The 20,772-nt window shown below is 62.7% G+C and carries 19 protein-coding genes; 9 read left to right on the top strand and 10 right to left on the bottom strand.

The features are described 5' to 3' along the window. Positions 1–13: 13 nt before the first annotated feature. From EIC84_RS13320 to surE, 4 genes are read right to left on the bottom strand one after another with little or no spacing between them, the layout of a single operon-like run. Positions 14–1,072 carry an RluA family pseudouridine synthase gene (locus EIC84_RS13320; protein WP_003063836.1) on the bottom strand — a complete coding sequence of 353 codons (1,059 nt, stop codon included), beginning with the start codon at positions 1,070–1,072 and terminating at the stop codon, positions 14–16. 2 nt (positions 1,073–1,074) lie between these two features. Continuing rightward, positions 1,075–1,935, bottom strand: a complete 861-nt coding sequence (locus EIC84_RS13315) for a peptidoglycan DD-metalloendopeptidase family protein (RefSeq protein WP_003063839.1) — start codon at positions 1,933–1,935, stop codon at positions 1,075–1,077. Between the two features lie 13 nt (positions 1,936–1,948). After that, positions 1,949–2,734, bottom strand: coding sequence for a protein-L-isoaspartate(D-aspartate) O-methyltransferase (locus EIC84_RS13310; RefSeq protein ID WP_034361763.1), 786 nt, complete (start codon positions 2,732–2,734; stop codon positions 1,949–1,951). Beyond that, the gene (surE, locus tag EIC84_RS13305) at positions 2,731–3,516 is read right to left on the bottom strand and encodes a 5'/3'-nucleotidase SurE (protein ID WP_003063843.1); all 786 of its coding nucleotides are present in this window, start codon (positions 3,514–3,516) and stop codon (positions 2,731–2,733) included. The genes EIC84_RS13310 and surE overlap by 4 nt, the downstream gene beginning before the upstream one ends. Before the next feature lie 122 nt (positions 3,517–3,638). Here surE and EIC84_RS13300 point away from each other — a divergent pair, with 122 nt between their 5' ends. From EIC84_RS13300 to EIC84_RS13290, 3 genes are all read left to right on the top strand, one after another. After that, complete coding sequence (locus tag EIC84_RS13300; protein ID WP_003063846.1) at positions 3,639–4,616, top strand: NADPH:quinone oxidoreductase family protein; 978 nt, start codon at positions 3,639–3,641, stop codon at positions 4,614–4,616. Between the two features lie 86 nt (positions 4,617–4,702). Continuing rightward, positions 4,703–6,310 carry an alkaline phosphatase gene (locus EIC84_RS13295; protein WP_003063848.1) on the top strand — a complete coding sequence of 536 codons (1,608 nt, stop codon included), beginning with the start codon at positions 4,703–4,705 and terminating at the stop codon, positions 6,308–6,310. A gap of 22 nt (positions 6,311–6,332) precedes the next feature. After that, positions 6,333–8,003: a phospholipase D family protein gene (locus EIC84_RS13290; protein WP_003063850.1), complete on the top strand. Its 1,671-nt coding sequence runs from the start codon at positions 6,333–6,335 to the stop codon at positions 8,001–8,003. A 1-nt stretch (position 8,004) separates the two neighbouring features. Here EIC84_RS13290 and EIC84_RS13285 read toward each other — a convergent pair whose 3' ends face one another. Then, positions 8,005–9,384, bottom strand: a complete 1,380-nt coding sequence (locus EIC84_RS13285) for an NAD(P)/FAD-dependent oxidoreductase (protein ID WP_003063852.1) — start codon at positions 9,382–9,384, stop codon at positions 8,005–8,007. A 386-nt stretch (positions 9,385–9,770) separates the two neighbouring features. On the opposite strand from EIC84_RS13285, the gene EIC84_RS13280 reads away from it, so the two are divergent. The 3 genes from EIC84_RS13280 to EIC84_RS13270 all read left to right on the top strand — a co-directional run bounded on the left by EIC84_RS13280 (position 9,771) and on the right by EIC84_RS13270 (position 11,310). Then, complete coding sequence (locus tag EIC84_RS13280) at positions 9,771–10,034, top strand: ParD-like family protein (RefSeq protein WP_003063854.1); 264 nt, start codon at positions 9,771–9,773, stop codon at positions 10,032–10,034. After that, positions 10,031–10,837 (top strand): type I methionyl aminopeptidase, encoded by an 807-nt coding sequence (gene map, locus EIC84_RS13275; protein WP_003063857.1) that lies wholly within the window; start codon positions 10,031–10,033, stop codon positions 10,835–10,837. Before EIC84_RS13280 ends, map begins: the two co-directional genes overlap by 4 nt. 140 nt (positions 10,838–10,977) lie before the next feature. After that, complete coding sequence (locus EIC84_RS13270) at positions 10,978–11,310, top strand: SMR family transporter (protein WP_003063858.1); 333 nt, start codon at positions 10,978–10,980, stop codon at positions 11,308–11,310. Here EIC84_RS13270 and EIC84_RS13265 read toward each other — a convergent pair. The 5 genes from EIC84_RS13265 to EIC84_RS13245 all read right to left on the bottom strand — a co-directional run bounded on the left by EIC84_RS13265 (position 11,304) and on the right by EIC84_RS13245 (position 14,443). After that, positions 11,304–11,996 carry an alpha/beta hydrolase gene (locus EIC84_RS13265; RefSeq protein ID WP_003063860.1) on the bottom strand — a complete coding sequence of 231 codons (693 nt, stop codon included), beginning with the start codon at positions 11,994–11,996 and terminating at the stop codon, positions 11,304–11,306. The two genes, EIC84_RS13270 and EIC84_RS13265, sit on opposite strands and share 7 nt — an antisense overlap. 195 nt (positions 11,997–12,191) lie before the next feature. Continuing rightward, a complete protein-coding gene (arfB, locus tag EIC84_RS13260) occupies positions 12,192–12,602 on the bottom strand; it encodes an alternative ribosome rescue aminoacyl-tRNA hydrolase ArfB (RefSeq protein ID WP_003063861.1) in 411 nt (136 codons plus the stop codon). Further along, positions 12,599–13,537 carry an alpha/beta fold hydrolase gene (locus tag EIC84_RS13255; protein ID WP_003063862.1) on the bottom strand — a complete coding sequence of 313 codons (939 nt, stop codon included), beginning with the start codon at positions 13,535–13,537 and terminating at the stop codon, positions 12,599–12,601. The genes arfB and EIC84_RS13255 overlap by 4 nt, the downstream gene beginning before the upstream one ends. Further along, a complete protein-coding gene (aroQ, locus tag EIC84_RS13250; protein ID WP_003063863.1) occupies positions 13,531–13,974 on the bottom strand; it encodes a type II 3-dehydroquinate dehydratase in 444 nt (147 codons plus the stop codon). Before aroQ ends, EIC84_RS13255 begins: the two co-directional genes overlap by 7 nt. Before the next feature lie 133 nt (positions 13,975–14,107). Then, positions 14,108–14,443 carry a hypothetical protein gene (locus EIC84_RS13245; RefSeq protein ID WP_003063865.1) on the bottom strand — a complete coding sequence of 112 codons (336 nt, stop codon included), beginning with the start codon at positions 14,441–14,443 and terminating at the stop codon, positions 14,108–14,110. Positions 14,444–14,669: 226 nt separating this feature from the next. On the opposite strand from EIC84_RS13245, the gene EIC84_RS13240 reads away from it, so the two are divergent. The 3 genes from EIC84_RS13240 (at position 14,670) to EIC84_RS13230 (ending at position 20,666) form a co-directional block, all read left to right on the top strand. Beyond that, complete coding sequence (locus tag EIC84_RS13240; protein ID WP_003063867.1) at positions 14,670–16,487, top strand: glutamine--tRNA ligase/YqeY domain fusion protein; 1,818 nt, start codon at positions 14,670–14,672, stop codon at positions 16,485–16,487. Between the two features lie 310 nt (positions 16,488–16,797). After that, positions 16,798–18,219 carry a YdgA family protein gene (locus tag EIC84_RS13235; protein WP_003063869.1) on the top strand — a complete coding sequence of 474 codons (1,422 nt, stop codon included), beginning with the start codon at positions 16,798–16,800 and terminating at the stop codon, positions 18,217–18,219. 323 nt (positions 18,220–18,542) lie between these two features. Continuing rightward, positions 18,543–20,666, top strand: a complete 2,124-nt coding sequence (locus tag EIC84_RS13230; RefSeq protein ID WP_003063871.1) for a DUF3300 domain-containing protein — start codon at positions 18,543–18,545, stop codon at positions 20,664–20,666. The last annotated feature ends 106 nt before the right edge of the window (positions 20,667–20,772 follow it).

Below are 20,772 nucleotides of genomic sequence, written 5' to 3'. Positions count from 1 at the left end.
ATGCGAGTGATGGTCAGAGGCTTTCCGGCAGATTGTAACGCAGACCCCATAAATCCAGTGCACCGGCCATGTCTTGTGGCAGCGGCGCATAGTGGACCAGCGGCTTTTTCGTCACAGGGTGCTCAAAGGCCAGCCTGAAGGCATGCAGTGCCTGGCGCTCCAGTCCGCCCTCGGGCTTGCCGCCATACAGCGTATCGGCTATCAGCGGATGACCGAGCGACGCCATGTGCACCCGGATCTGGTGCGTGCGGCCGGTGTGCAGCGTGCAGCGCACCAGGCTATGCGCTGCATCGCCATCGAGCAGATCGAAGTCGGTACGCGCCTGCTTGCCGGGGTGCAGATTCAGATCCACCACCGCCATGCGCAGGCGATTGCGCGGGTCACGGCCGATCGGCGCATCGACTTCGCGGCGCTTGCGGCTGCCCCATTGCTTGTGGGCAAGTGCCAGATACTGGCGACTCACCTCACGTGCAGCGATCATCTTGATGAGCGCATCCATGGTGCTTCGATTGCGCGCCACCACCATCAAACCGCTGGTGTCCTTGTCCAGCCGGTGAACAATGCCGGCGCGCGGCACCTGGCGCGCTTTTTCGTCACGCGCCAGCAGGCCGTTGAGCAGCGTGCCCGTCCAGTTGCCGGGCGCCGGATGCACCACCAGACCCGCAGGCTTGTTGATGACCAGCAGATCCTCGTCCTCATAGACCACCTGCAAATCCATGGTCTCGGGCTGGAAAGCCATGCTTTGCTGGGTGGGGCGCATTTCCACGCGCAGGCGGTCGCCCACGGCCACCTTGACCGAAGGCTTGAGCAGAACCTTGCCGTTGAGCGTGACTGCACCGTCGGCCAGCAACTGCTGCAGATAGCTGCGCGAGAACTCGGACACCCCCAGCGCCAGCACCTTGTCCACACGCTGACCATGATGCTCGGTGCCGACCATGAGCTCTCGGTTCTCGACCTCGGCCGAGGCAATGGCGTCTTCGGCTGCTTCGTCCCAGCTCTGCTCGACCGCGTCAGAAGGCACAAGCCCCTGCGGGGCAGGGGCTTGTGCGGCTTGCTTGCGTTGCGAGGCCATGCTCAACGCGAAGGCAGATAACGCGAAGGATCGACAGGCTTGCCCTGGCGACGCACCTCGAAGTGCAGCTTGACGCGATCGGCATCGGTGCTGCCCATCTCGGCAATCTTCTGCCCCTTCTTCACGGCCTGATCTTCCTTGACCAGCAGAGACTGGTTGTGGGCGTAGGCGGTCAGATAGGTGTTGTTGTGCTTGAGGATGATGAGATTGCCGTAGCCACGCAGGCCGGCACCGGCATACACCACACGGCCATCGGCCGCAGCCAGCACGGGATCGCCGGCCTTGCCGCTGATGTCGTAGCCCTTGTTGCGCTGCTCGTCGAAGCCGGCAATCAACGAGCCGCTGGCAGGCCAGATGAAGTTCACATCATCGGCGCCCTTGGCAGCAGGCGCCGGGCTTGTTGCAGGCGTGGATGGCACTGGCGTTGCGCTTGCAGCCGGGGGAGTCACGGGTGTGGTCGTCGTTGCGGCGCTGCCACCGCCCACAACCACGGGCGCGACACCGCGACCCGAGCCGGACGATGCGACAGGCGCCTCGCGTCCGGGCGGCACCACACGCACCACCTGACCGACTTCAATCACGTTGGGATTGTCCAGATTGCTCCAGCGAGCAATGTCCTTCCAGCTCTGGCCGTGCTCCAGACCAATCCTGATCAGAGTGTCGCCAGGCTTGATGGTGTAGTAACCCGGCTTGCCGGCATTTTCAGCGCCGGGCAGCGACTTGACGTCCACAGTTGAAGACGAGGAGGCCGACTGTCCGCGATCCTCCACAGGAGCCCTGTTTGCCTGGGCAGCACAACCGGCCAGGATGACACCTGCCAGCACGGCCGTTCCCCATGCACCAAGACTTCGCGATACCAACATAAGCTATTCCCTTCTAGGCGATCCCCGATTTTAGAGGGACAAAGTTGACTGCTTCCAAAACTGTCTGCGTAAAACCGTGTGAACTCTTGTCAATCACCAGCAGTGCCTGCTTACCCGCACCCACCACGACCGGAGCCACCAGACGCCCGCCCACCGCCAGTTGATCACACCACTCTTGCGGCACCACATCACCTCCGGCAGCGGAGATGATGCCCGCATAGGGCGCGCCACTGGCAAAACCCACCATGCCGTCACCGAGGATCAGATGCACATTGGACAGGCGCATGGGGCGCAGATGACCGCGCGCCTTCTCGTGCAGGCCACGCAGCCGCTCTATCGAATAAACCTCTTTGGTGAGCATGGACAGCACGGCCGCCTGGTAGCCGCAACCGGTGCCGATCTCCAGCACGCGCCCTTGCCCGTTGCGGGCCGCATCGGAGTCGAGCAGCAGCTCGATCATGCGGGCCACGATGCTGGGCTTGGAGATGGTCTGGCCGAGGCCGATAGGCAGGCTGGTGTCTTCATAGGCCTGATTGACCAGAGCACTGTCGACAAAGCGGTGACGCTCCACCGTGGCCATGGCCTGCAGCACGGCAGGGTTGCTGACGCCGGCCGCACCGATGCGCTGGGCCATGCGGGCACGCACCGTGGATGAGTCCAGCCCCACGCCCACCGGCGAGGCGGCCACACGCAAGGGATTGATGGGCTTGGGAGCAACGGGCGGCCGTGCCGCGCCGGTGCCCGTCTGCACCGAGCGTGCAATCCAGCCCGGGACCTGAGGCGGACGACGCTCGCTCACGATGCGGCCGCCGATGTGTTGGATGGCCCCGCCAGCTTGCTGGCCGTCTGCGCCCAATAGCCGAGGTTTTCATGATCGGTCAGATCCACCTTGAGCGGCGTCATGGAGACATGGCCGTGGGCCGTGGCATGGAAGTCCGTGCCTTCGGAGTCGTCCTTTGCTGCGCCGGCACTGCCGATCCAGTACATGGTCTCTCCACGCGGACTCTGCTGCTGAATGGCCTGTTCGGCCGCATGACGGCGCCCCAGGCGACACAGCTTGACGCTTTTGAGTGCATGCAGCGGCATATTGGGAATATTCACGTTCAGCAGCCAGGGAGCTGTACCGATCAGCTGCTGGGCCTGCATCTCCTGAACCATCTGACGGGCTGTGGCAGCCGCCGCTTCCAGCTCGGCCCAGCCCTTGTCCACCTGCGAGAAGGCAATCGAGGGAATGCCGAACAGATAGCCTTCCATGGCCGCGCCCACGGTGCCCGAGTAAATCGTGTCGTCGCCCATGTTGGCGCCGTTGTTGATGCCCGAGACCACCAGATCGGGCCGGTAGCCAAGCAGGCCGGTCAACGCGATATGCACGCAGTCTGCAGGCGTGCCGTTCACATAGCGAAAGCCGTTATAGGCCTGGTGCACATACAGCGGTGCATTCAGCGTCAAGGCATTGGACTTGGCGCTGTTGTTGTGCTCGGGCGCCACCACTTCGACGTCTGCCACGGTGCGCAGCGCATCGTGCAGGGCCACGATGCCTGGGGCCTGGAAGCCATCGTCATTGCAAATAAGAATCTTCATGGATGAGGCGGATTGTAGGCGGCTCCAAGGTCACGACAGAGACACGCGGCATTCGCACCACACTTCTATCATCTGCGAGCCGATTCCCCCAATCTCACCTCAAGAAGATCAGGAGACAAGATATGCACGCATGGCTTTGCACCACACCCACCGGCGTCGAGACTCTGAAGTGGACCGAGCAGCCCACGCCACAGCCCGGCCCCGGCCAGGTGCTGCTGGAAGTCAAGGCCGCCAGCCTGAACTTTCCCGATCTGCTGATCGTGCAGAACAAATACCAGATCAAGCCTCCCCTGCCCTTTGTGCCGGGCTCGGAATATGCCGGCGTGGTGCAGGCCGTGGGCGAAGGGGTCAAACATCTCAAGCCAGGCCAGCATGTGGCCTGTCTTTCGGGCACGGGCGGGTTCGCCACGCATGCGCTGGCACCCGCTTCCATGTGCATGCCGCTGCCGGCCGACTTCCCCTTTGTCGATGCCGCCGCCTTCATCATGACCTATGCCACCTCCCACCATGCGCTCATGGACCGAGGTCAGCTCAAGGCCGGCGAGACCGTACTCGTGCTGGGCGCGGCGGGCGGCGTGGGCACGGCAGCCATACAGATTGCCAAGGCGGCCGGTGCCCGGGTGATTGCCGCTGCCTCCACCGACGAGAAATGTGCGCTGTGCAAGGCCCAGGGCGCAGACCTCACCATCAACTACAGCCAGGGCGATCTGCGTGAAGCCATCAAGGCAGCGACAGACGGCACGGGACCCGACGTGATCTACGATCCCGTAGGCGGCGATTTTGCCGAACCTGCCTTCCGCTCCATTGCCTGGCGCGGCCGCTATCTGATCATCGGATTTGCCTCCGGACCCATCCCCTCGCTGCCGCTGAACCTGCCTCTGCTCAAGGGCGCTTCCCTTGTCGGCGTGTTCTGGGGCGATTTCGCCAAGCGCGAGCCTCAGAACAATGCCGCCATGATGCAGGAGCTGTCTCAATGGTGGGCCCAAGGCAGGATCAAGCCCGTAATCGACCGCACCATGCCCATGAGCGAGCTCTTCGCCGCCTATGAGCGCATGGGCTCGCGCCAGGTACAGGGCAAGCTGGTGCTGGTCAACGCGTAAAGCTGCGGTAAACCGCGGCGATGCCTGTGGGGTCGGGGAGATACTTCCAGCCACGGGCTACAAAACCCCAACACCGCAGCATCGCCATGTTTTCTCCTCTTCACGCGCCTGCGCCGGATCGCCGGCGCTTTCTGATTGCCTCCAGCCTTGCCACGGCCGTGGGCGCCCTGCCTGCCTGGGTCCGTGCCACGGAATCACTGGCCCACAACCCGTTCACCCTGGGAGTGGCCAGCGGCGACCCGGAGCCCGACAACATCCTGATCTGGACGCGGCTGACAGCGCCTCTGGCCTATCTTGGTACGGCGGTCGCGCCCGACCTGGCAGCACAGACCGTGCATTGGGAAGTGGCGCACGATGCCCAGTTCCGCCAGGCCGTGGCCCATGGGCAGACCCAGGCCAGGGCTGAATGGGGCCATGCCGTCCATGTGCAGGTCAACGGGCTGAGTCCGGACCGCTGGTATTTCTACCGCTTCCGCTGTGGCGACGCCTTCAGCACCACCGCACGCTGCCGTACCGCCCCGGCGCCCGGAGCCGATGTGCGCAAGCTGCGCCTGGCCGTAGCCTCCTGCCAGCGCTGGGAACACGGCTTCTACAGTGCCTGGGCCGACGCCGCGCAGGCCTCGCCCGATCTGGTGCTGTTTCTCGGCGACTACATCTATGAATATGCGCAGCCGGCCAAGCCCGATGGACTGGCGCGTGCGCAGCCGCTGCGTACCGCCCAGACCTTGCAGGACTACCGCGACCGCTATGCGCTGCACAAAAGCGATGCTCATCTGCAGGCCGCCCATGCCGCGTGCAACTGGTCCGTCATCTGGGACGATCACGAGGTTGAAAACGACTATGTAGCCCAGTACGGGCGAGGGGACAGTGCTCACTTTCTGGCAAGACGCATGGCGGCCTGGCAGGCTTTCTACGAAAACATGCCGCTGCGTGACAGCGCATTGCAGCGCAACTTTCAAGGCCTGGCGCTGTACCGCAGCCTGCAGTGGGGCAAGCTCGCCAGACTGCATCTACTGGACGGCCGCCAGTACCGCGATCTGCAGGCCTGCCGCCCGGAGGGCAAGGCCAGCACCGGCACCGTGGACCCGGCCGAATGCCCCGCCCTGCAAGATCCGGCGCGCAGCTTTCTGGGCTGGGATCAGGAGCACTGGCTGGCCCGGCAGATGCAGGACGATGCACGCGAGAGGGTCGACGCCACCCGCTGGAGCACCGTGGTGCAGACCACCTTGTTCTCGGCCCGCAAGCATCCCAATGGCAGGCAGTCGACCGACAGCTGGGACGGCTACCCTCAGGCCCGCCAGCGCCTGGTACGCCAGATTGCAGAAAGCCAGCCGCGCAACAGCGTGCTGCTCGGCGGGGACATTCACCAGAACTATGTCTGCGCCATTGCGGCCCAGGCCGATCAGGCTCCGGACAGAGTCAATCCGGTGATTGCCAGCGAGTTCTGCGGCACCTCCATCAGCTCGCACAGCGGCACCACACAAGCCAGGGTCGATGCCATCGTGACCCACAACCCTCAGGTGCTTTTCGCGCGCTGCGAGGAGCGCGGCTACAGCCTCGTGGATATCACGCCGCAGTCCATGACCACGGAGCTGCGCGCCGTGAGCAACCCGCTCCACGCCGACAGCAGCCTCTATACGCTGGCACGCTTTGTGGTCGAGGACCGCCGCCCCGGTCCTGTGAAGATCGCCTGATGCGCTGCGGCATACTCGGGTCATGCAAAACACACAGGCCTCGAGACCCGAACTTCCCCTGTGGCGCGGTACGGCGGCCGCCCTTCTGATCGCGGGGCTGCTCACAGGCTGCGGCCTGCCTCCCCTGCCGGATCGCATGGCCAGCGAGGCCCTGAGCGCCGAGCAGGCCCTGCAAACCCGGCTCGGCCAGGCGCTGGCGCCGCTGCAGCAGGCACATCCTGGGCAGAGCGGCATCCATATGCTGGCCGATGCCCATGACGCCTATGCCGCCCGCGCCCTGCTGGCCCGAGCCGCGCAGCGCACGCTCGATGTGCAGTACTACATCTGGCGCAACGACACCACCGGCCATTTGCTGCTCGATGAGCTGCTGCTTGCGGCAGACCGCGGCGTGCGCGTGCGCCTGCTCTTGGACGATGGCGGCACCGGCGGCATGGACGCCACCCTGGCCGCCCTGGACCAGCACCCTCTAATCGAGGTGCGGCTATTCAACCCCTTCGCCCTGCGCACGCCCAAGGCGATTGGCTATGTGACGGACTTCACACGCACCCAGCGGCGCATGCACAACAAGAGCTACACGGCCGACTCCTCCGCCACCATCGTGGGCGGGCGCAATATCGGCGACGAGTACTTTGCCGCATCCGACGGCGTGCTGTTCGCCGACCTCGATGTGGTGGCCACAGGCTCGGTGGTGGGCGAGGTGGCAGCGGAATTCGACCGTTACTGGAACAGTCCCTCCGCCTACCCGGTAGCCAGCCTGCTGCCCGCCATGCCACAGCAAGCCGTGGACAAGATCTATGCAGGCCTGCACGCCGATGTGAATCGCCCCGAATCACAGGCCTATGTGAAGGCCGTCAGCCGCAGCCGCTTCAGCACCGATTTGCTGGCAGGTCAACTGCCACTGCAATGGGCCGAAACCACCCTGGTCAGCGACGACCCAGCCAAGGTCCTGCGCGAAGCCGCACCCGAGGACTTGCTGCTGTCCCAGCTCCAGCCTGTGATTGGCCAGCCACAGCAGTTGCTGGAAGTGGTGTCGCCCTATTTCGTGCCCACCCAGGCCGGAGTCGACGCCTTTGCCCACCTGCGCCAGCAAGGTGTGCGGGTGCGCATTCTGACCAATAGCCTGGAGGCGACCGATGTGGCCGTGGTGCATGCCGGCTACGAGAAATACCGCAAGCCGCTGCTGAAAATGGGCGTGGAACTCTACGAGATGCGCCGCCAGATCGATCTGCGCAACCAGCCCGCAGCCAACGAGCCGGACAAGACACCAAGGAGCGAGCCTGCCGAAAAGACTCCCAAGCGCGAAGCCCCCTCACCTGCAGCGCTGAGCGGCAGCTCCGCCACCACGGGCAGTTCGGGCGCCAGCCTGCATGCCAAGACCTTCGCGGTCGACGGCAAGCAGCTCTTTGTCGGCTCCTTCAACTTCGATCCGCGCTCGGCCATGCTCAACACCGAAATGGGCGTGGTCATCAAAGACCCGGCCTTGAGCCAGCAGGTCAGCACCTCGCTGGATCAACATCTGCCGTACATGGCCTACAAGGTGCAACTGGACGCGCAGGGCAGGCTGAGCTGGACGGGCCAGAGTCCGCAGCCGCCCCATGAAGCCCAGACCTTTAGTGCCGACCCCGGCACCAGTTGGTGGCAGCGCTTCATGGTGCGGGTGCTGAGCTGGCTGCCCATCGAAGGATTTTTGTAACTCAGTCCAGGCGGATGGAGGGCCGCAGCCGCGCGTTCATCAGGTCGATCAGCCACAGCAGGCCGCCGCGCCAGAAGCCGTAAAGCCGCGCCTGGTGCGAGCGGTACAGCATGATGTGGCTGAGCATGGCCATGCGGCCGCGGATCACGCCGCCGTTGAACAGGCCGAACTTGCCCAGCGAACCATAGGCATCGTAATGCGCAAGCGACACCAGGGCTCCAAAGTCACGATAGGCAAAGCCTACGGGTTTGGCACCGGGACGCTCCAGCACATGAGGCAGAGTCTCGATCAGATAGCGGGCTTGCTGGTGGGCAACCTGGGCCGTAGGAGGCAAGGCCTCCTGCTTGCCCGGCAGGGTATAGCTGGCGCAATCGCCCAGAGCATAGATATCGGGGTCGCTGGTCTGCATCTCGTCATTGACCAGTAGCTGATTGCTGCGCGTGGTCTGCAAACCCAGCTGCATCAAGAATTCCGGGGCCTTTACCCCCGCTGCCCAGACACGCAGGCTGGCAGGAATCAGCTCGCCATTGGCCAGCTCGAAACCTTGCTCGGTCGCACGGCTGACGCGGCCGCCGACGATCACGGAAACGCCCAGGGCCTGCAGCCGCACACGCGTAGCTTCGGAGATCTCCTCGGGAAAGCTGGGCAGCAGGCGCGAGCCGGCCTCGATCAGCACGATGCGGAACTTGGCGGCCTCGCCCAAGGCGCCGTAGGCCGTGGCACTCTCTGCAAGCTGAACCAGCTCCGCCGCAAGCTCTACCCCGGTGGCGCCGCCGCCCACGATGGCGACCTGCAACTGTTCGCCGCTGGTCATGCAGCGCACCATGCGCAAACGAATTTCCTGGTTGAAGGCATCGGCCTTGCGGCGCGAATCGATCATGAAGCAATGCTCGTGCACACCAGGCGTGCCGAAGTCGTTGGCACCGCTGCCCACCGCAATCACCAGCTTGTCATAGGCAAGACGCCGACCCGCCACCAGCTCGCGACCATCGGGGGCATAAATGGGGGCGAGCAGAATCTCGCGTGCCTCACGGTCCAGACCGCACATCTCGCCGGGCTGGTAGGCAAAGTCGGCATCGGTGGCCTGAGCAAGATAAGTGGTCTGCTGCTGGGCCAGATCGCGAGTGCCGGCTGCAATCGTGTGCAGCATGGGCTTCCAGACATGGGCGGAGTCGCTGTCCACCAGCGTCACCGTGTCAATGCTTTCACTCTTGAGCTTGCCCAGGGCCGTGGCCACCTCCAGCCCCGCCACACCACCGCCCACGACCACGATGCGGGCCACATGCCCATTGCGTGGATGCTGTGGCTTTCGAGCTTGCGGCTCCTGGGATTCGGTGATGGGCTGCTCGCCCTGCTCTGCTTGATTGACTGCGTTTTCCATGAACGACCCTGACTCTGCGTCTGTTGTGACCGGACGCCAGAACATCTCAAGATATCTGGCACGCATTGATTGTTCTTCAATTTTTATAGCAGGAAACTCAATATGGACAAGGCAAATACTGATGATATATATCTTTTATAAGACTTGAGCTGCACCAATGCAAGGTCTGCCTTGAAAGCTTTCAATTTTCTGAATAACCCTGGCTGCAAGCAATGCCAATCAAGCGTGGCGCGCTATCAACTTCTTGAGCGCCATGTCGTACGACGTGGCCTTAAAACCCCATTCGACGAACAGCGCTTGTCAAGCAGCGGCAAAACCGCGGCTTCAACCATGCAATTTGCGTTTGTCAATATACGAAACGTATACAGACCTTATGATGCTCGGCCATGGGAATCGTCAAAATTTCAGACCAGTTGCACGACCAGATTCGTGTCTCCAGCGCGGCCCTCGGCCGCTCCATCAATGCCCAGGCCGAGCACTGGCTGCGTGTAGGCCAGCTGGCCGAGCATCACCCCCAGCTCAATTACGAAGGCATCTGCGCCCTGCTGCTGCAACAAGCCGAGCGTGAGCTGCAGCCTGCCAGCGCCCATGAAGCCGACACAGTCGTGCGCCGCCCCCGTCCTGTGCGCCTGGTAGGAGGCATGCAATGAAGCGCGGCAAACAGAAAGTCGTACCCATTCATGACGCCACCGACATCTACCTCTCGCGCAAGGCCGGCGGCCTGGCCGCCAAGGTGCTGGCCATGCTCACCCCTCATGTGCAGCCCGGCGTAAGCACAGAGGAACTGGACAAGATCTGTCACGACTACATCGTCAACGAGCTGAAATGCACTCCCACCAATGTGGGCTACTATGGTTTTCCCAAAACCGTGTGCACCTCCGTCAACCATGTGGTCTGCCACGGCATCCCCGATACCAAGCAGGTCCTCAAGGATGGCGACATCATCAATGTCGACGTCGCAGTAACCACGCCCGAGGGCTGGATCGGCGACACCAGCCGCATGTACTACGTGGGCCAGCCCAGCAATCTGGCCAAGCGCCTGGTCAACACCACCTATGAAGCGCTGGTGGCCGGCATCCGCGCCGTCAAGCCCGGGGCCACGCTGGGCGATGTAGGCCATGCCATCCAGACCGTGGCCCAGCGCGAACGCTTTTCCATCGTGCGCGAGTACTGCGGCCATGGCATCGGCAAGGTCTATCACGACGAGCCCCAGGTGCTGCACTACGGCACGCCCGGTCAGGGCCTGACGCTGCAGCCCGGCATGATCTTCACCATCGAGCCCATGCTCAACGCCGGCAAGGCCGCCACGCGCGAACTGGCGGACGGTTGGACCGTGATCACCAATGACAAATCGCTCTCCGCCCAGTGGGAGCATATGGTGCTGGTGACGGAGACCGGATTTGAGGTGCTGACCCCCTGGCCCGAAGGCACAGGCGACTACCCTGCCATCTGATCAAGCGCGGCGAACCGCGCGTATTGCCCTGGGCGAGGTGCGCACAGCCGCTGGATTTTGGCAATAACGGCCAGAAGCGGTCCGGGGTCTTGGAACCAGGCTGGAAACAGCCCGGCCCCAGCCGCACTAAAGTGCCCGGCATGACAAATTACCTGTATCTGGGCCTGGCCATCATCTGCGAGGTGATTGCCACCTCCTTCCTCGCCAGGTCGGAGGGCTTCTCCAGGCTCGGCCCCACCGCTGTTGCCCTGGTCGGCTATGCGATTTCTTTCTATCTGCTGTCGCTGACGCTGCGTACCGTGCCCACGGGCGTGGCCTATGCAATCTGGTCCGGCGTGGGCATCGTGCTGGTCTCGGCCGTCGCCTATTTCTGGCAGGGCCAGAAGCTCGATGCCCCCGCTCTGGCCGGCATGGCCATGATTGTCGGCGGCGTGCTGGTGATCAATCTGTTTTCAAAGACCGCCGGTCACTGATCGCCATCGCTGCTGAAGTCATCTGCTGACTGCGTCAGATCCTGCAGCCACTGCATGCTGGCGCGCAGTTCCTCGGGCCGTATCTCATGGGCGCCCGGATATTCGTGATAGCTCAGTTGCAAGGGCAAGGAGGCCAGACGGTCACGCACGGCATGGGCGCTGGTCAGCGGAATCACATTGTCATAAGTCCCGTGGCTGACCCAGGCCGACTTGCCCTCGAATGCGGCAGCGGGCGCGTGCAGCGACGCGATCTCGGGCAATAGACGGCTGTGCCAGACCAGTGCGGCACGCAAGGTCTGGGGCTGGGTCAGCAACTGGCTCAGGCTCATGATGCCGCCCTGGCTGAAGCCTCCCAGCACCACCCGCTCGGGCGGAATGTCCAGCTGCTGCGCGGCCTGCTCCACGGTCTGCTGCAACAAGATGCGCGCCTGCTGCTCCTGCGGCACATTGATATGGCGCGTACCATCGGCATCCACAGTGAACTGAAACCAGGCATAAGCCCCCATGCCCATGGCAAAGGGCGCACGCAGACTGAGCACATGAAATTGCGGCGGCACATAGGGCACCAGGCCGAACAGGTCCTGCTCATTGCTGCCCACGCCATGCATGAGCACCAGCAGCCAGGCAGGCCGGTCGGCGTCAAGCTGCGCGGGCCGCTCCAGATAAGTCAAAGGCAATGTGCTCATGGACAACTCCCGAAGGCAGCACGGAATTTGATGGGAAACAGGCTGTAGCGCTTTTGCATTCTGCGACTGCAGCTATCAAAACAATATAGCGCAGACCCGCAGCCGGCTGACCGATCCGCACCCGGCCCGACAGGGTACGCGCATGCCTTTTGATACAGTTGACTGGCCTAAGCGTGGCGTTGCCGCTACACAAGCTCAGTCATGCACCCGCCCGCGCAATGCCTTGATGCCGGAGCGCAGGCTTTTGCCCTGCAGGCGTCTTTGCTGCGAGCCCCAGGTCGGCTTGGTGGGCTTGCGCGGGCGTGGCGGCCTGGCAACCGTGGCCACCAACGCATTGAGGCGCTGCAGCCCATCCCACAGGTTGTGCTCCTGAGTGCGGTATTTTTGCGCCTTGATGACCACCACTCCATCGGTGGTGATGCGCGAGTCGCCCAAAGCCAGCAAGCGCTGCTGCACATCGACCGGCAGACGCGAGGCTCGAACGTCAAAGCGCAGATGCACGGCGCTGGCCACCTTGTTCACATTCTGGCCGCCCGGGCCTTGAGCGCGCACGGCGCTCCATTGCACATCGGCTTCGGTCAGCTCGAAGGCGGCCGCATTGCTCACGACAGAGCCTCCTGCAGCGTAGCGCAGAAGGTGGCCGGATCCTCGTGCTGTACCCAATGGCCGACGTTCCGCATCACCTGCCAGTCCAGCGCCCCCCGGCACTGACGCTGCATCAGCAGTTGCAGCTCGGCCAGGCAGCCCGCATACAGAGGGTCATGCTCGCCATAGATCGCCGCCACCGGCACTTTGATACGGGTCAGGGCCCTGGCCAGCACATCGGTGCGCGACAGCCGCCTGCGCGGCAGCCGGTCACGCGCCACATTGAGTGCATGCAGAGCCAGCGTCTCTTCATCAATCAGCGCCGCGTCATGCAGCATGAGGGCCGCGATATTGTGGCGATGGGCCTGCATCTGGGCCTCCAGCCCCTGCAGGTGGCGCCAGCCCAGCAGGCGCACGCTGCGTCCTTCGGTCATTCCCATGCCGGGAGCGCCGACCACCACCAGCCTCCGGGCCAGTTCCGGATGCTCGGCGGCCAGCAGACCGGCAGTCATGCCGCCAAAGGAAAAACCGACCAAATCGCAGACCGGGCCCGAATCGGCATTGCCCAGCAGTTGCCGGATGCCATAGGCCAGGGGCTCCAGCATGGTGTCCACATCCATGCCCCCGGGCACGCCATCGGATTCGCCAAAACCCGGCAGATCGGCCAGCCACAGGCTGTAGCCCGCCTCGGTCAGCGGCTGAATCACGCGCAACCAATGCGTCCAGCTACCGCTGCCGCCATGCAGCAGCACCAGCGGCAGGCCGCGCTGCGCCACCCCGGCCGGGGGCTGCCAGCCATGCCAGATCATCGCGCCGCTGTCGGCAGCTTCTCCAAGCCGGGTCTGCACGCGCTGCGCCGTGGCCTGCAACCGGGCAATCGCCGGTGGCACGTCGACACCCTGCTCCTGCGAGACCTGCTCCAGCGAACAGGCTGCTTCAACCGCCGATGTCACCACTGCGCCACCGCATCGATGGCCAGACCGTAGCCTGCCACGCCGAAGCCGCACATCACGGCGCGCGCCGTGGCCGACAGATAGGAATGATGGCGAAAGCTCTCACGCGCATGGACATTGCTGATGTGCAACTCCACCAGCGGCACGGCCGTGCCCTTGACGGCATCGAGAATTGCCACACTGGTATGGGTGTAGGCCGCTGCATTCATGATCAGCGCCTGCAACTCCCCCTTGGCGTGCAACCGGCCTGCCTCGTGAATCCAGTCCACCAGCTCGCCCTCATGGTTGCTCTGGCGGAACTCCAGCTTCAGGCCATGGCGCAGGCAAGCTTCCTCGCAGAGCTTCTGGACATCGGCCAACGTGGCCGATCCATAGATGCCGGGTTCGCGCATGCCCAGCAGATTGAGATTGGGGCCATTGAGGACGTAGACGGTTTTCACGGAAGCACTCTCCTGATTTTTGAGGACTGCCCGGATTATGCGAGCGCTGCAACCGACCCGCAGGCATAAAAAAACGGCTGCCTGGGCAGCCGTCCGTGGTGCAGAGTCTTTCAGGGCTCTGTCATCGATGTCATCAACGATAGTGATGATGATGGCGATGACCACGCCAGCGCGGGCCGCCACCGTAATAGACCGGGCCGGGCACGACCATCACGGGTGCGGGACGATACACGGGCGGCGGCGGCGCGTAGTAGACCGGTGCCGGAGGCGCATAGTAGACAGGGCGCGGCGGCATATAGACCGGGGCCGGCGCCATATAGGGTGTGGCGTAAACGGGAGCGCCGACGCCCACGGCCACGCCGGGCACGCCGATGCCGACCGACAGGCTGACGCCGCCATGCGCCTGGGCGCCTGCGGCAGCCATCAGGCCAGCAATAGCGATAGAGCCAGCGGCAAGCAGCTTGGCCATGCGGGGGGAAGTTGTTCTGGACATCACAATCTCTCCTCTGTTTATGTGTCACCGAGGGCAAGCCTGCAGATCTGTGCAGCGCCTTCGGCCCTTGGGGATATAACGTTTCAGAGTCCCGTCAGGATGGCACGGTTCCTCCAAAACATTGTGTCCAAATGCACACGAGGCAAAGCTGCAGTGTCCGCTGATCAACATGAGGTCATGACAGCCGGCCTAAAATGGTGCAATGAGCTCTGCTGACGCCTCCAAATCCAACAACTCCGCCCCTGAAGCGGTCAAGCCAACCAATTTCCTGCGCCAGATTATCGAATCGGATCTGGACAAGGGCACTTATGCCACCCGTCACTGGGGCGGCGCGCCCGGCGATGCCCAGCATCACCAAAGCGGCCAGGTCGACGAAGCCAAGATCCGCACCCGCTTTCCGCCAGAGCCCAACGGCTATCTGCACGTAGGTCATGCCAAGTCCATCTGCCTGAACTTCGGTCTGGCCCGCGACTTCGGCGGCGTCTGCCATCTGCGCTTCGATGACACCAATCCCGAAAAGGAAGACCAGGAATATGTGGACGGCATCATCGATGCCGTGCGCTGGCTGGGCTTTGACTGGAAGGATGTCGACGGACACGAGAACCTCTACTTCGCCAGCAATTACTTCGACTTCATGTACCGCTGTGCGGTCTACCTGATCGAGCAAGGCCTGGCCTACGTGGACGAGCAGTCGGCCGACGAGATGAAGGCCAACCGCGGCGACTTCACCCGTCCCGGCGTGAACAGCCCCTTCCGCGACCGCTCCGTGGCCGAAAACCTGCAGCGCTTTGCCGACATGAAGGACGGCAAGCTGGCCGATGGCGCCGCAGTGCTGCGCGCAAAGATCGACATGACCGCGCCCAATATCAATCTGCGCGACCCTGCCATCTATCGTGTGCGCCATGCCGAGCACCACAACACCGGCAACCAGTGGTGCATCTACCCGATGTATACCTTTGCGCACCCCATCGAGGATGCCTACGAGCACATCACCCACTCCATCTGCACGCTGGAGTTCGAGGATCAGCGCCCCTTCTACGACTGGCTGCTGAACCATCTGCGCGAAGGCGGTCTGATCGATGCCCCCCAGCCCCGCCAGTACGAGTTCTCGCGCCTGAACCTGACCTATGTGATCACCAGCAAGCGCAAGCTCAAGCATCTGGTGGACAACCAGTTCGTCACCGGCTGGGACGACCCGCGCATGCCCACCGTGGTCGGCCTGCGCCGCCGCGGCTACACGCCTGAGTCCATCCGCAACTTCTGCGAACGCATCGGCGTGACCAAGGACTACGCCTGGATCGACTACGGCACGCTGGACGGTTGCCTGCGTGAAGATCTGGAAAACAAGGCCCACCGCGCCATGGTCGTGCTGGACCCGGTCAAGCTCGAACTCAGCAACTGGGCCGAGGTGTTTGGCAGCGCCGAACATCTGGAGGACTGCCACCTGCCCGCCCTGCCCCACGCGGCAGAAGGTGAAGCTGTGCCAGAGCGCCGTTTTACCCTTGGCCGTGAAGTGTGGATCGAGCGCGAAGACTTTGCCGAAGTGCCGCCCAAGGGCTACAAGCGCCTGTTCCCCGGTAACAAGGTCCGCCTCAAGGGCGGCTATGTGATCGAATGCACGGGCGCCGAAAAGGATGCCGACGGTAATGTGACCAAGGTGCTGGCCACCGTGGTACCCGACACCAAGAGCGGCACACCGGGCGCCGACAGTGTCAAGGTCAAGGCTGCCATCACCTGGGTGGGCGTGATCGACGGCCTGCAGGCCGAAGTGCGCATGTACGACCGTCTGTTCACCGACCCGCAACCCGATGCCGGCGGCAAGGATTTCCTGAGCCTGCTGAACCCCGACAGCCTAAAGGTGGTCACCGCTTATGTGGAGCCTTCGCTCAAGGCTGCACAGGCTGATGACAAGTTCCAGTTCGAGCGTTTTGGCTATTTTGTGGCCGACCGCAAGGATCACCGGAGCGACAAGCCCGTGTTCAACAAGATAACCGGACTCAAGGACAGCTGGGGCAAGTAAACGCTCCAGCCAGTTTCAGCAAGGCTGCCAGGATTCACTGGCGGCCTTTTTTTATTGCGCAAGCCACTGCGGCATTTATCCCGAGAACAGCCATTCGGTTCTCCGATCGAGAAATGGATGGCGCCCCTAAATCATGGTTACATATTGAAATAAATACCGCCGGTATTGATTTTCAATACTTGATAAGCATTTACACAAAATGTTCTGAAATTCAGAGCATTCCATTATTTTCTTTCTAGAATCCTGCTCACCACAACATTACCAATCCGCAATTCATTCGCGGATTTTTTATTTTCATCAAAGGTCAAGAATGAACAAAAAAGCAGGGGCAGGCATTGCAGCGGCCATCGCCGTGATCGTGGCGGGAACACTGGGCACCAGCTATTACATGGGCGGCAAGTTGCAGCAGAGCTTTACCGAAGGCCTGGACAAGTGGAACGAGCATGGCGTGAAGATTCAGGTCACCAGCTATGACCGCGGCGCTTTTTCTTCCATCGCCAAAACGGTATGGACCCTGGACAGCGGCGACGAGCCCGTCCAGTTCACCGCCGAGCACAAGATCAGCCACGGACCGCTCCCCCTGGGCCATGCCGCAGAGATTCATACCAGCTTCAATCTGCCAGAGAATGCAGACCCGGAGCTGAAGACCGCGCTCAATGGACGCTCTCCACTGGAAGTTGACACCAAGGTCGGCTGGAGCCGCAGCAGCTCCAACGTCATGACATCGCCGGCCGTGAGCAGCAAGATCAAGGACAGCGAAATGAACTGGGGCGGCATGAAGCTCGTCTGGGACATGCCAGCCGACATGAAGGCCGCCAAGGGCACGGGCAGCTTCGCCGGCCTGCAGTTCAAGGACGAGGAAGGCAGCGTGACGCTGGACAAGGCCGATATGCGCTTCGACATGAAGCAGCCCGCGGGCCAGCAGTTCTGGACCGGCCCGTTTGCCATGACGATTGCCAAGATTGCCGCCACCAAGCAGGAAGAGGAAGGCAAGAGCTCTGCCAGCCACTTTGAAGGCATCACCATGGATTCGGACACCATCCTCAAGGGCGAGGTCGTGGAAATGACGCTCAAGACCGGCATCAAGACCGCCAAACTCGAAGACAAACAGGCTGATGACCTGGTCCTGGACATGGCGTTCAACAATGTCGATGCCAACTGGATCAACCAGGTCGTGGAAATGAGCAAGCGCAAGAACCCGCTGCTCGGTGCTTCTGGCGAAGCCGGGGACGATGAAGACGCTGACGATCAGCAAAGCGGCGATCTGCGCGAGAAAATGCTCAAGTCGCTGACACAGGCGCTGGCACGCCAGCCCGTGATCGAACTCAAACGCCTGTCCATGCGCACCCCCGACGGCGTAAGCGAGTTCGCGGCTGCCATTCAGTACCTGGGCGATGGCGAGAAGATGGGCAATCTGCTGCAGGATCTGAAGGTCAGCCTCAAGGCCGATATGCCCAAGCCCTTCATGGAAAACATGATGCTCTCGCGCAGACGCTCCAGCCTGCTGGCCGTGTTTGAAGGCGAGAGCGAGTACAAGGCCGAAGATATCGAGGAGGCAGCCAAAGCCCAGACTCAAGCCAGCCTGGACATGCTCAAGGAGCAAGGCATCTTCGAAGACAAGGACGGCAAGATGCGCACCGAGATCGTCTATGCCAAGGGTGAATTCCAGGTCAACGGCAAGCCGCTGGACGCCATGGGCACGAGCACACTCATGGGCACCATGACCGAATGACGTGACCGGCGTGCTGCGTCGCGGATCGCTCCAGGGCCTGCCTCGTGCAGGCCTTTTTCATGGAAAAAATCGCCCCGAGCGTGGAGATACAGGCGAGAAACCTCCCTCTACATGCCTTGCCCAAAATTTTTGTTATTTTCGGCCCTTAAGCCTTACCCATAATAGGAAGGAAGCTATCAAAATTTATATGCTTTCGTGGAGCATGACTGCAGCCACACGCTTTATTTGCTTACAACACTCTGTCAACAACGGCTCAACACTGGCGTTAAAACAGCATCCGCCATAGCACCGTGACTTGCACTGTGCGGCGCAAGGAGCGTTAGATGTCGCATTTCCCCCAGACCCGGCCTGAGCAGCCGGAGCAGCAGCCAAGCACGGTCGCCCGCCTCTGGCACCCAGGCATGATTGCTCTGGCCGCCGCCATGGCACTGAGCGCCTGCAACGACAAGGATTCGCCGATCAAGGCGGACAGTGCGCCGTCGGCCTCGGCACCGGCCGCCATGTCGGATGCCTCACAGCCTCAGCCCGCAGCCTATGTGCCACCCGGTGCAGACGCGCTCTACCGGATGGTGGCGCCGATTGCGCTGTACCCGGACAAGCTGGTGGCCCAGATCCTGGCCGGTGCCACCTATCCAGACCAGATCAGCGCTGCCGAAACCTGGCTGGGGCAGAACCCTGGACTGCAGAAGACAGCGCTGAGCAATGCCGTCAATGCCCAGAACTGGGACCCGTCCGTCAAGTCATTGACCCAGTTTCCCAACGTGCTGGAACAACTGGCCTCCAACCTGCCCTGGACCACGGCGCTCGGCAAAGCCTATTACAACGATCCCTCGGATGTGATGAACGCCATACAGGTCATGCGCAACCGGGCCTACAAGGCCGGCACGCTCAAGACCTCCAGCCAGCTCAAGGTCAACCTGGCGTCCGCGCCTGCCGCCGTGGCCTATACGCCTGGAGCCGTGGTCACACCGCTGCCCGACCCAGTCATAGAGCCACCGGAGCAGTTCATTGAAATCAGCCCCTCCCAGCTGGATACGGTCTACGTTCCTCAGTACGACCCGGCTGCGGTCTATGGTCAGCCGCTGCCCGTATATGGCGGCTACCGCTATGTGGAAGTGCCGCCTCCGACTCCCGTGGCCGGCGTGCCAGTGATGGCCGGCCTGCTGGGCTTTGGCACCGCCATCGTGCTGGCCGGGTCCATGGACAGGCATCCGTCCTGGGGCTGGAATGCCTGGAATATGCACTGGGGCGATCCCGAAAGGCCCTGGCGCCACGGCGAGCGCCCCCCGCCCCCGCAGGCCCGTCCGGCCGTGGTTTATAACAACACCACCTATATATCGCAGTCGCGAACCGTGGTGCAGAACATCCATCGCACGGACAACTCCTACATCAACAACATCCATGCAAATGCCGCAGGCGAGCGCCAGGTACAAGCCGGACAGCCTCAGACTGCAGGCGTCTTCGCTGCACAGCATGGACTGCAGTCGGACGCGATTGCTGGCGGCGCAACAGCAGCGGCCGTCGGTGCCGCGGCACTGGCAGCCGGTGGCCATGCCCTGAGCCAGCGCCAGCCAGCACAGAGTCCTCTGGCTACACAGCTACAGGGCAGGCCGGGCTTTGCCCAGGGACCCAACCAGGTTCCAGGCGGGCCACGCGCATCCAATGGCAATACTTTGATGCCGCCGCAAGACCCGCATGATCGCCATCCACCGCAGGCGCCGCAGATGCAGGCTGCCACGGCGGAGAAAGCCATGCAGCAACGCCCACAGGAGCCAACCCAGCGCCAGCAAGCAATGCAGCAGCAGACTCCTGTGCAGGTGCAACAGCAGCACGCCCAGGAGCAGGCCCAGCGTCAGCAGCCAATGCAGCAAGTCCGCGAGCAGCAGGAGCTCCAGCGGCAAGCCCAGATGCAGCAGCAACAGCAGCGTGCCCAGGAGAAGGCTCAACGCCAACAGCAAATGCAGCAAGCCCGTGATCAGCAAGAGCATCGGCAACAGGCACAGCTGCAGCAGATGCAACAGCAGCGCGCCCAGGAGCAGGCTCAGCGCCAGCAACAAATGCAGCAACAAGCCCTTGAACAGCAAGAGCGTCGGCAACAGGCACAGATGCAGCAGATGCAACAGCAGCGCGCCCAGGAACAGGCTCAGCGCCAGCAACAAATGCAGCAGCAACAAGCCCGTGAACAACAGCAGCGCCAGCAGCAGGCCCAGATGCAGCAGATGCAACAGCAGCACGCCCAGGAGCAAGCTCAGCGCCAGCAGCAAATGCAGCAACAACAGGCTCGTGAACAACAGCAGCGCCAGCAGCAGGCCCAGATGCAGCAACAACGGGCACAGGAACAGGCCCAACGCCAGCAGCAGGCTCAGCAGCACCAGGCCGAGCAACAGGCTCGCATGCAAGCGACGCGCTCAGAGGGCCGCTCGCGCGGGGATCGCGAGCACCGTTGAAACGCCACTCGCCTTCGTACCAAGCCGCCTGCCATGCAGGCGGCTTGTCAGCGCGCAACCTGCATGACGGTATAAACAAGCTCATAAAAGCTCATTCGTTTTGCTC

It is taken from the genome of Comamonas sp. A23, assembly GCF_004522605.1.
Classification (GTDB): domain Bacteria; phylum Pseudomonadota; class Gammaproteobacteria; order Burkholderiales; family Burkholderiaceae_C; genus Comamonas; species Comamonas thiooxydans.
This window is presented reverse-complemented; position numbering and strand designations above follow the sequence as displayed.

Bases quoted from the DNA above. Each gene is read 5' to 3' on its own strand.
- surE (WP_003063843.1), bottom strand. From the start codon at position 3,516: ATGAAGATTCTTATTTGCAATGACGATGGCTTCCAGGCCCCAGGCATC.
- EIC84_RS13235 (WP_003063869.1), top strand. From the start codon at position 16,798: ATGAACAAAAAAGCAGGGGCAGGCATTGCAGCGGCCATCGCCGTGATC.
- EIC84_RS13285 (WP_003063852.1), bottom strand. From the start codon at position 9,384: ATGGAAAACGCAGTCAATCAAGCAGAGCAGGGCGAGCAGCCCATCACC.
- EIC84_RS13270 (WP_003063858.1), top strand. From the start codon at position 10,978: ATGACAAATTACCTGTATCTGGGCCTGGCCATCATCTGCGAGGTGATT.
- EIC84_RS13300 (WP_003063846.1), top strand. From the start codon at position 3,639: ATGCACGCATGGCTTTGCACCACACCCACCGGCGTCGAGACTCTGAAG.
- map (WP_003063857.1), top strand. From the start codon at position 10,031: ATGAAGCGCGGCAAACAGAAAGTCGTACCCATTCATGACGCCACCGAC.
- EIC84_RS13315 (WP_003063839.1), bottom strand. From the start codon at position 1,935: ATGTTGGTATCGCGAAGTCTTGGTGCATGGGGAACGGCCGTGCTGGCA.
- EIC84_RS13245 (WP_003063865.1), bottom strand. From the start codon at position 14,443: ATGGCCAAGCTGCTTGCCGCTGGCTCTATCGCTATTGCTGGCCTGATG.
- EIC84_RS13290 (WP_003063850.1), top strand. From the start codon at position 6,333: ATGCAAAACACACAGGCCTCGAGACCCGAACTTCCCCTGTGGCGCGGT.
- EIC84_RS13280 (WP_003063854.1), top strand. From the start codon at position 9,771: ATGGGAATCGTCAAAATTTCAGACCAGTTGCACGACCAGATTCGTGTC.
- EIC84_RS13265 (WP_003063860.1), bottom strand. From the start codon at position 11,996: ATGAGCACATTGCCTTTGACTTATCTGGAGCGGCCCGCGCAGCTTGAC.
- EIC84_RS13320 (WP_003063836.1), bottom strand. From the start codon at position 1,072: ATGGCCTCGCAACGCAAGCAAGCCGCACAAGCCCCTGCCCCGCAGGGG.
- EIC84_RS13240 (WP_003063867.1), top strand. From the start codon at position 14,670: ATGAGCTCTGCTGACGCCTCCAAATCCAACAACTCCGCCCCTGAAGCG.
- EIC84_RS13295 (WP_003063848.1), top strand. From the start codon at position 4,703: ATGTTTTCTCCTCTTCACGCGCCTGCGCCGGATCGCCGGCGCTTTCTG.
- EIC84_RS13230 (WP_003063871.1), top strand. From the start codon at position 18,543: ATGTCGCATTTCCCCCAGACCCGGCCTGAGCAGCCGGAGCAGCAGCCA.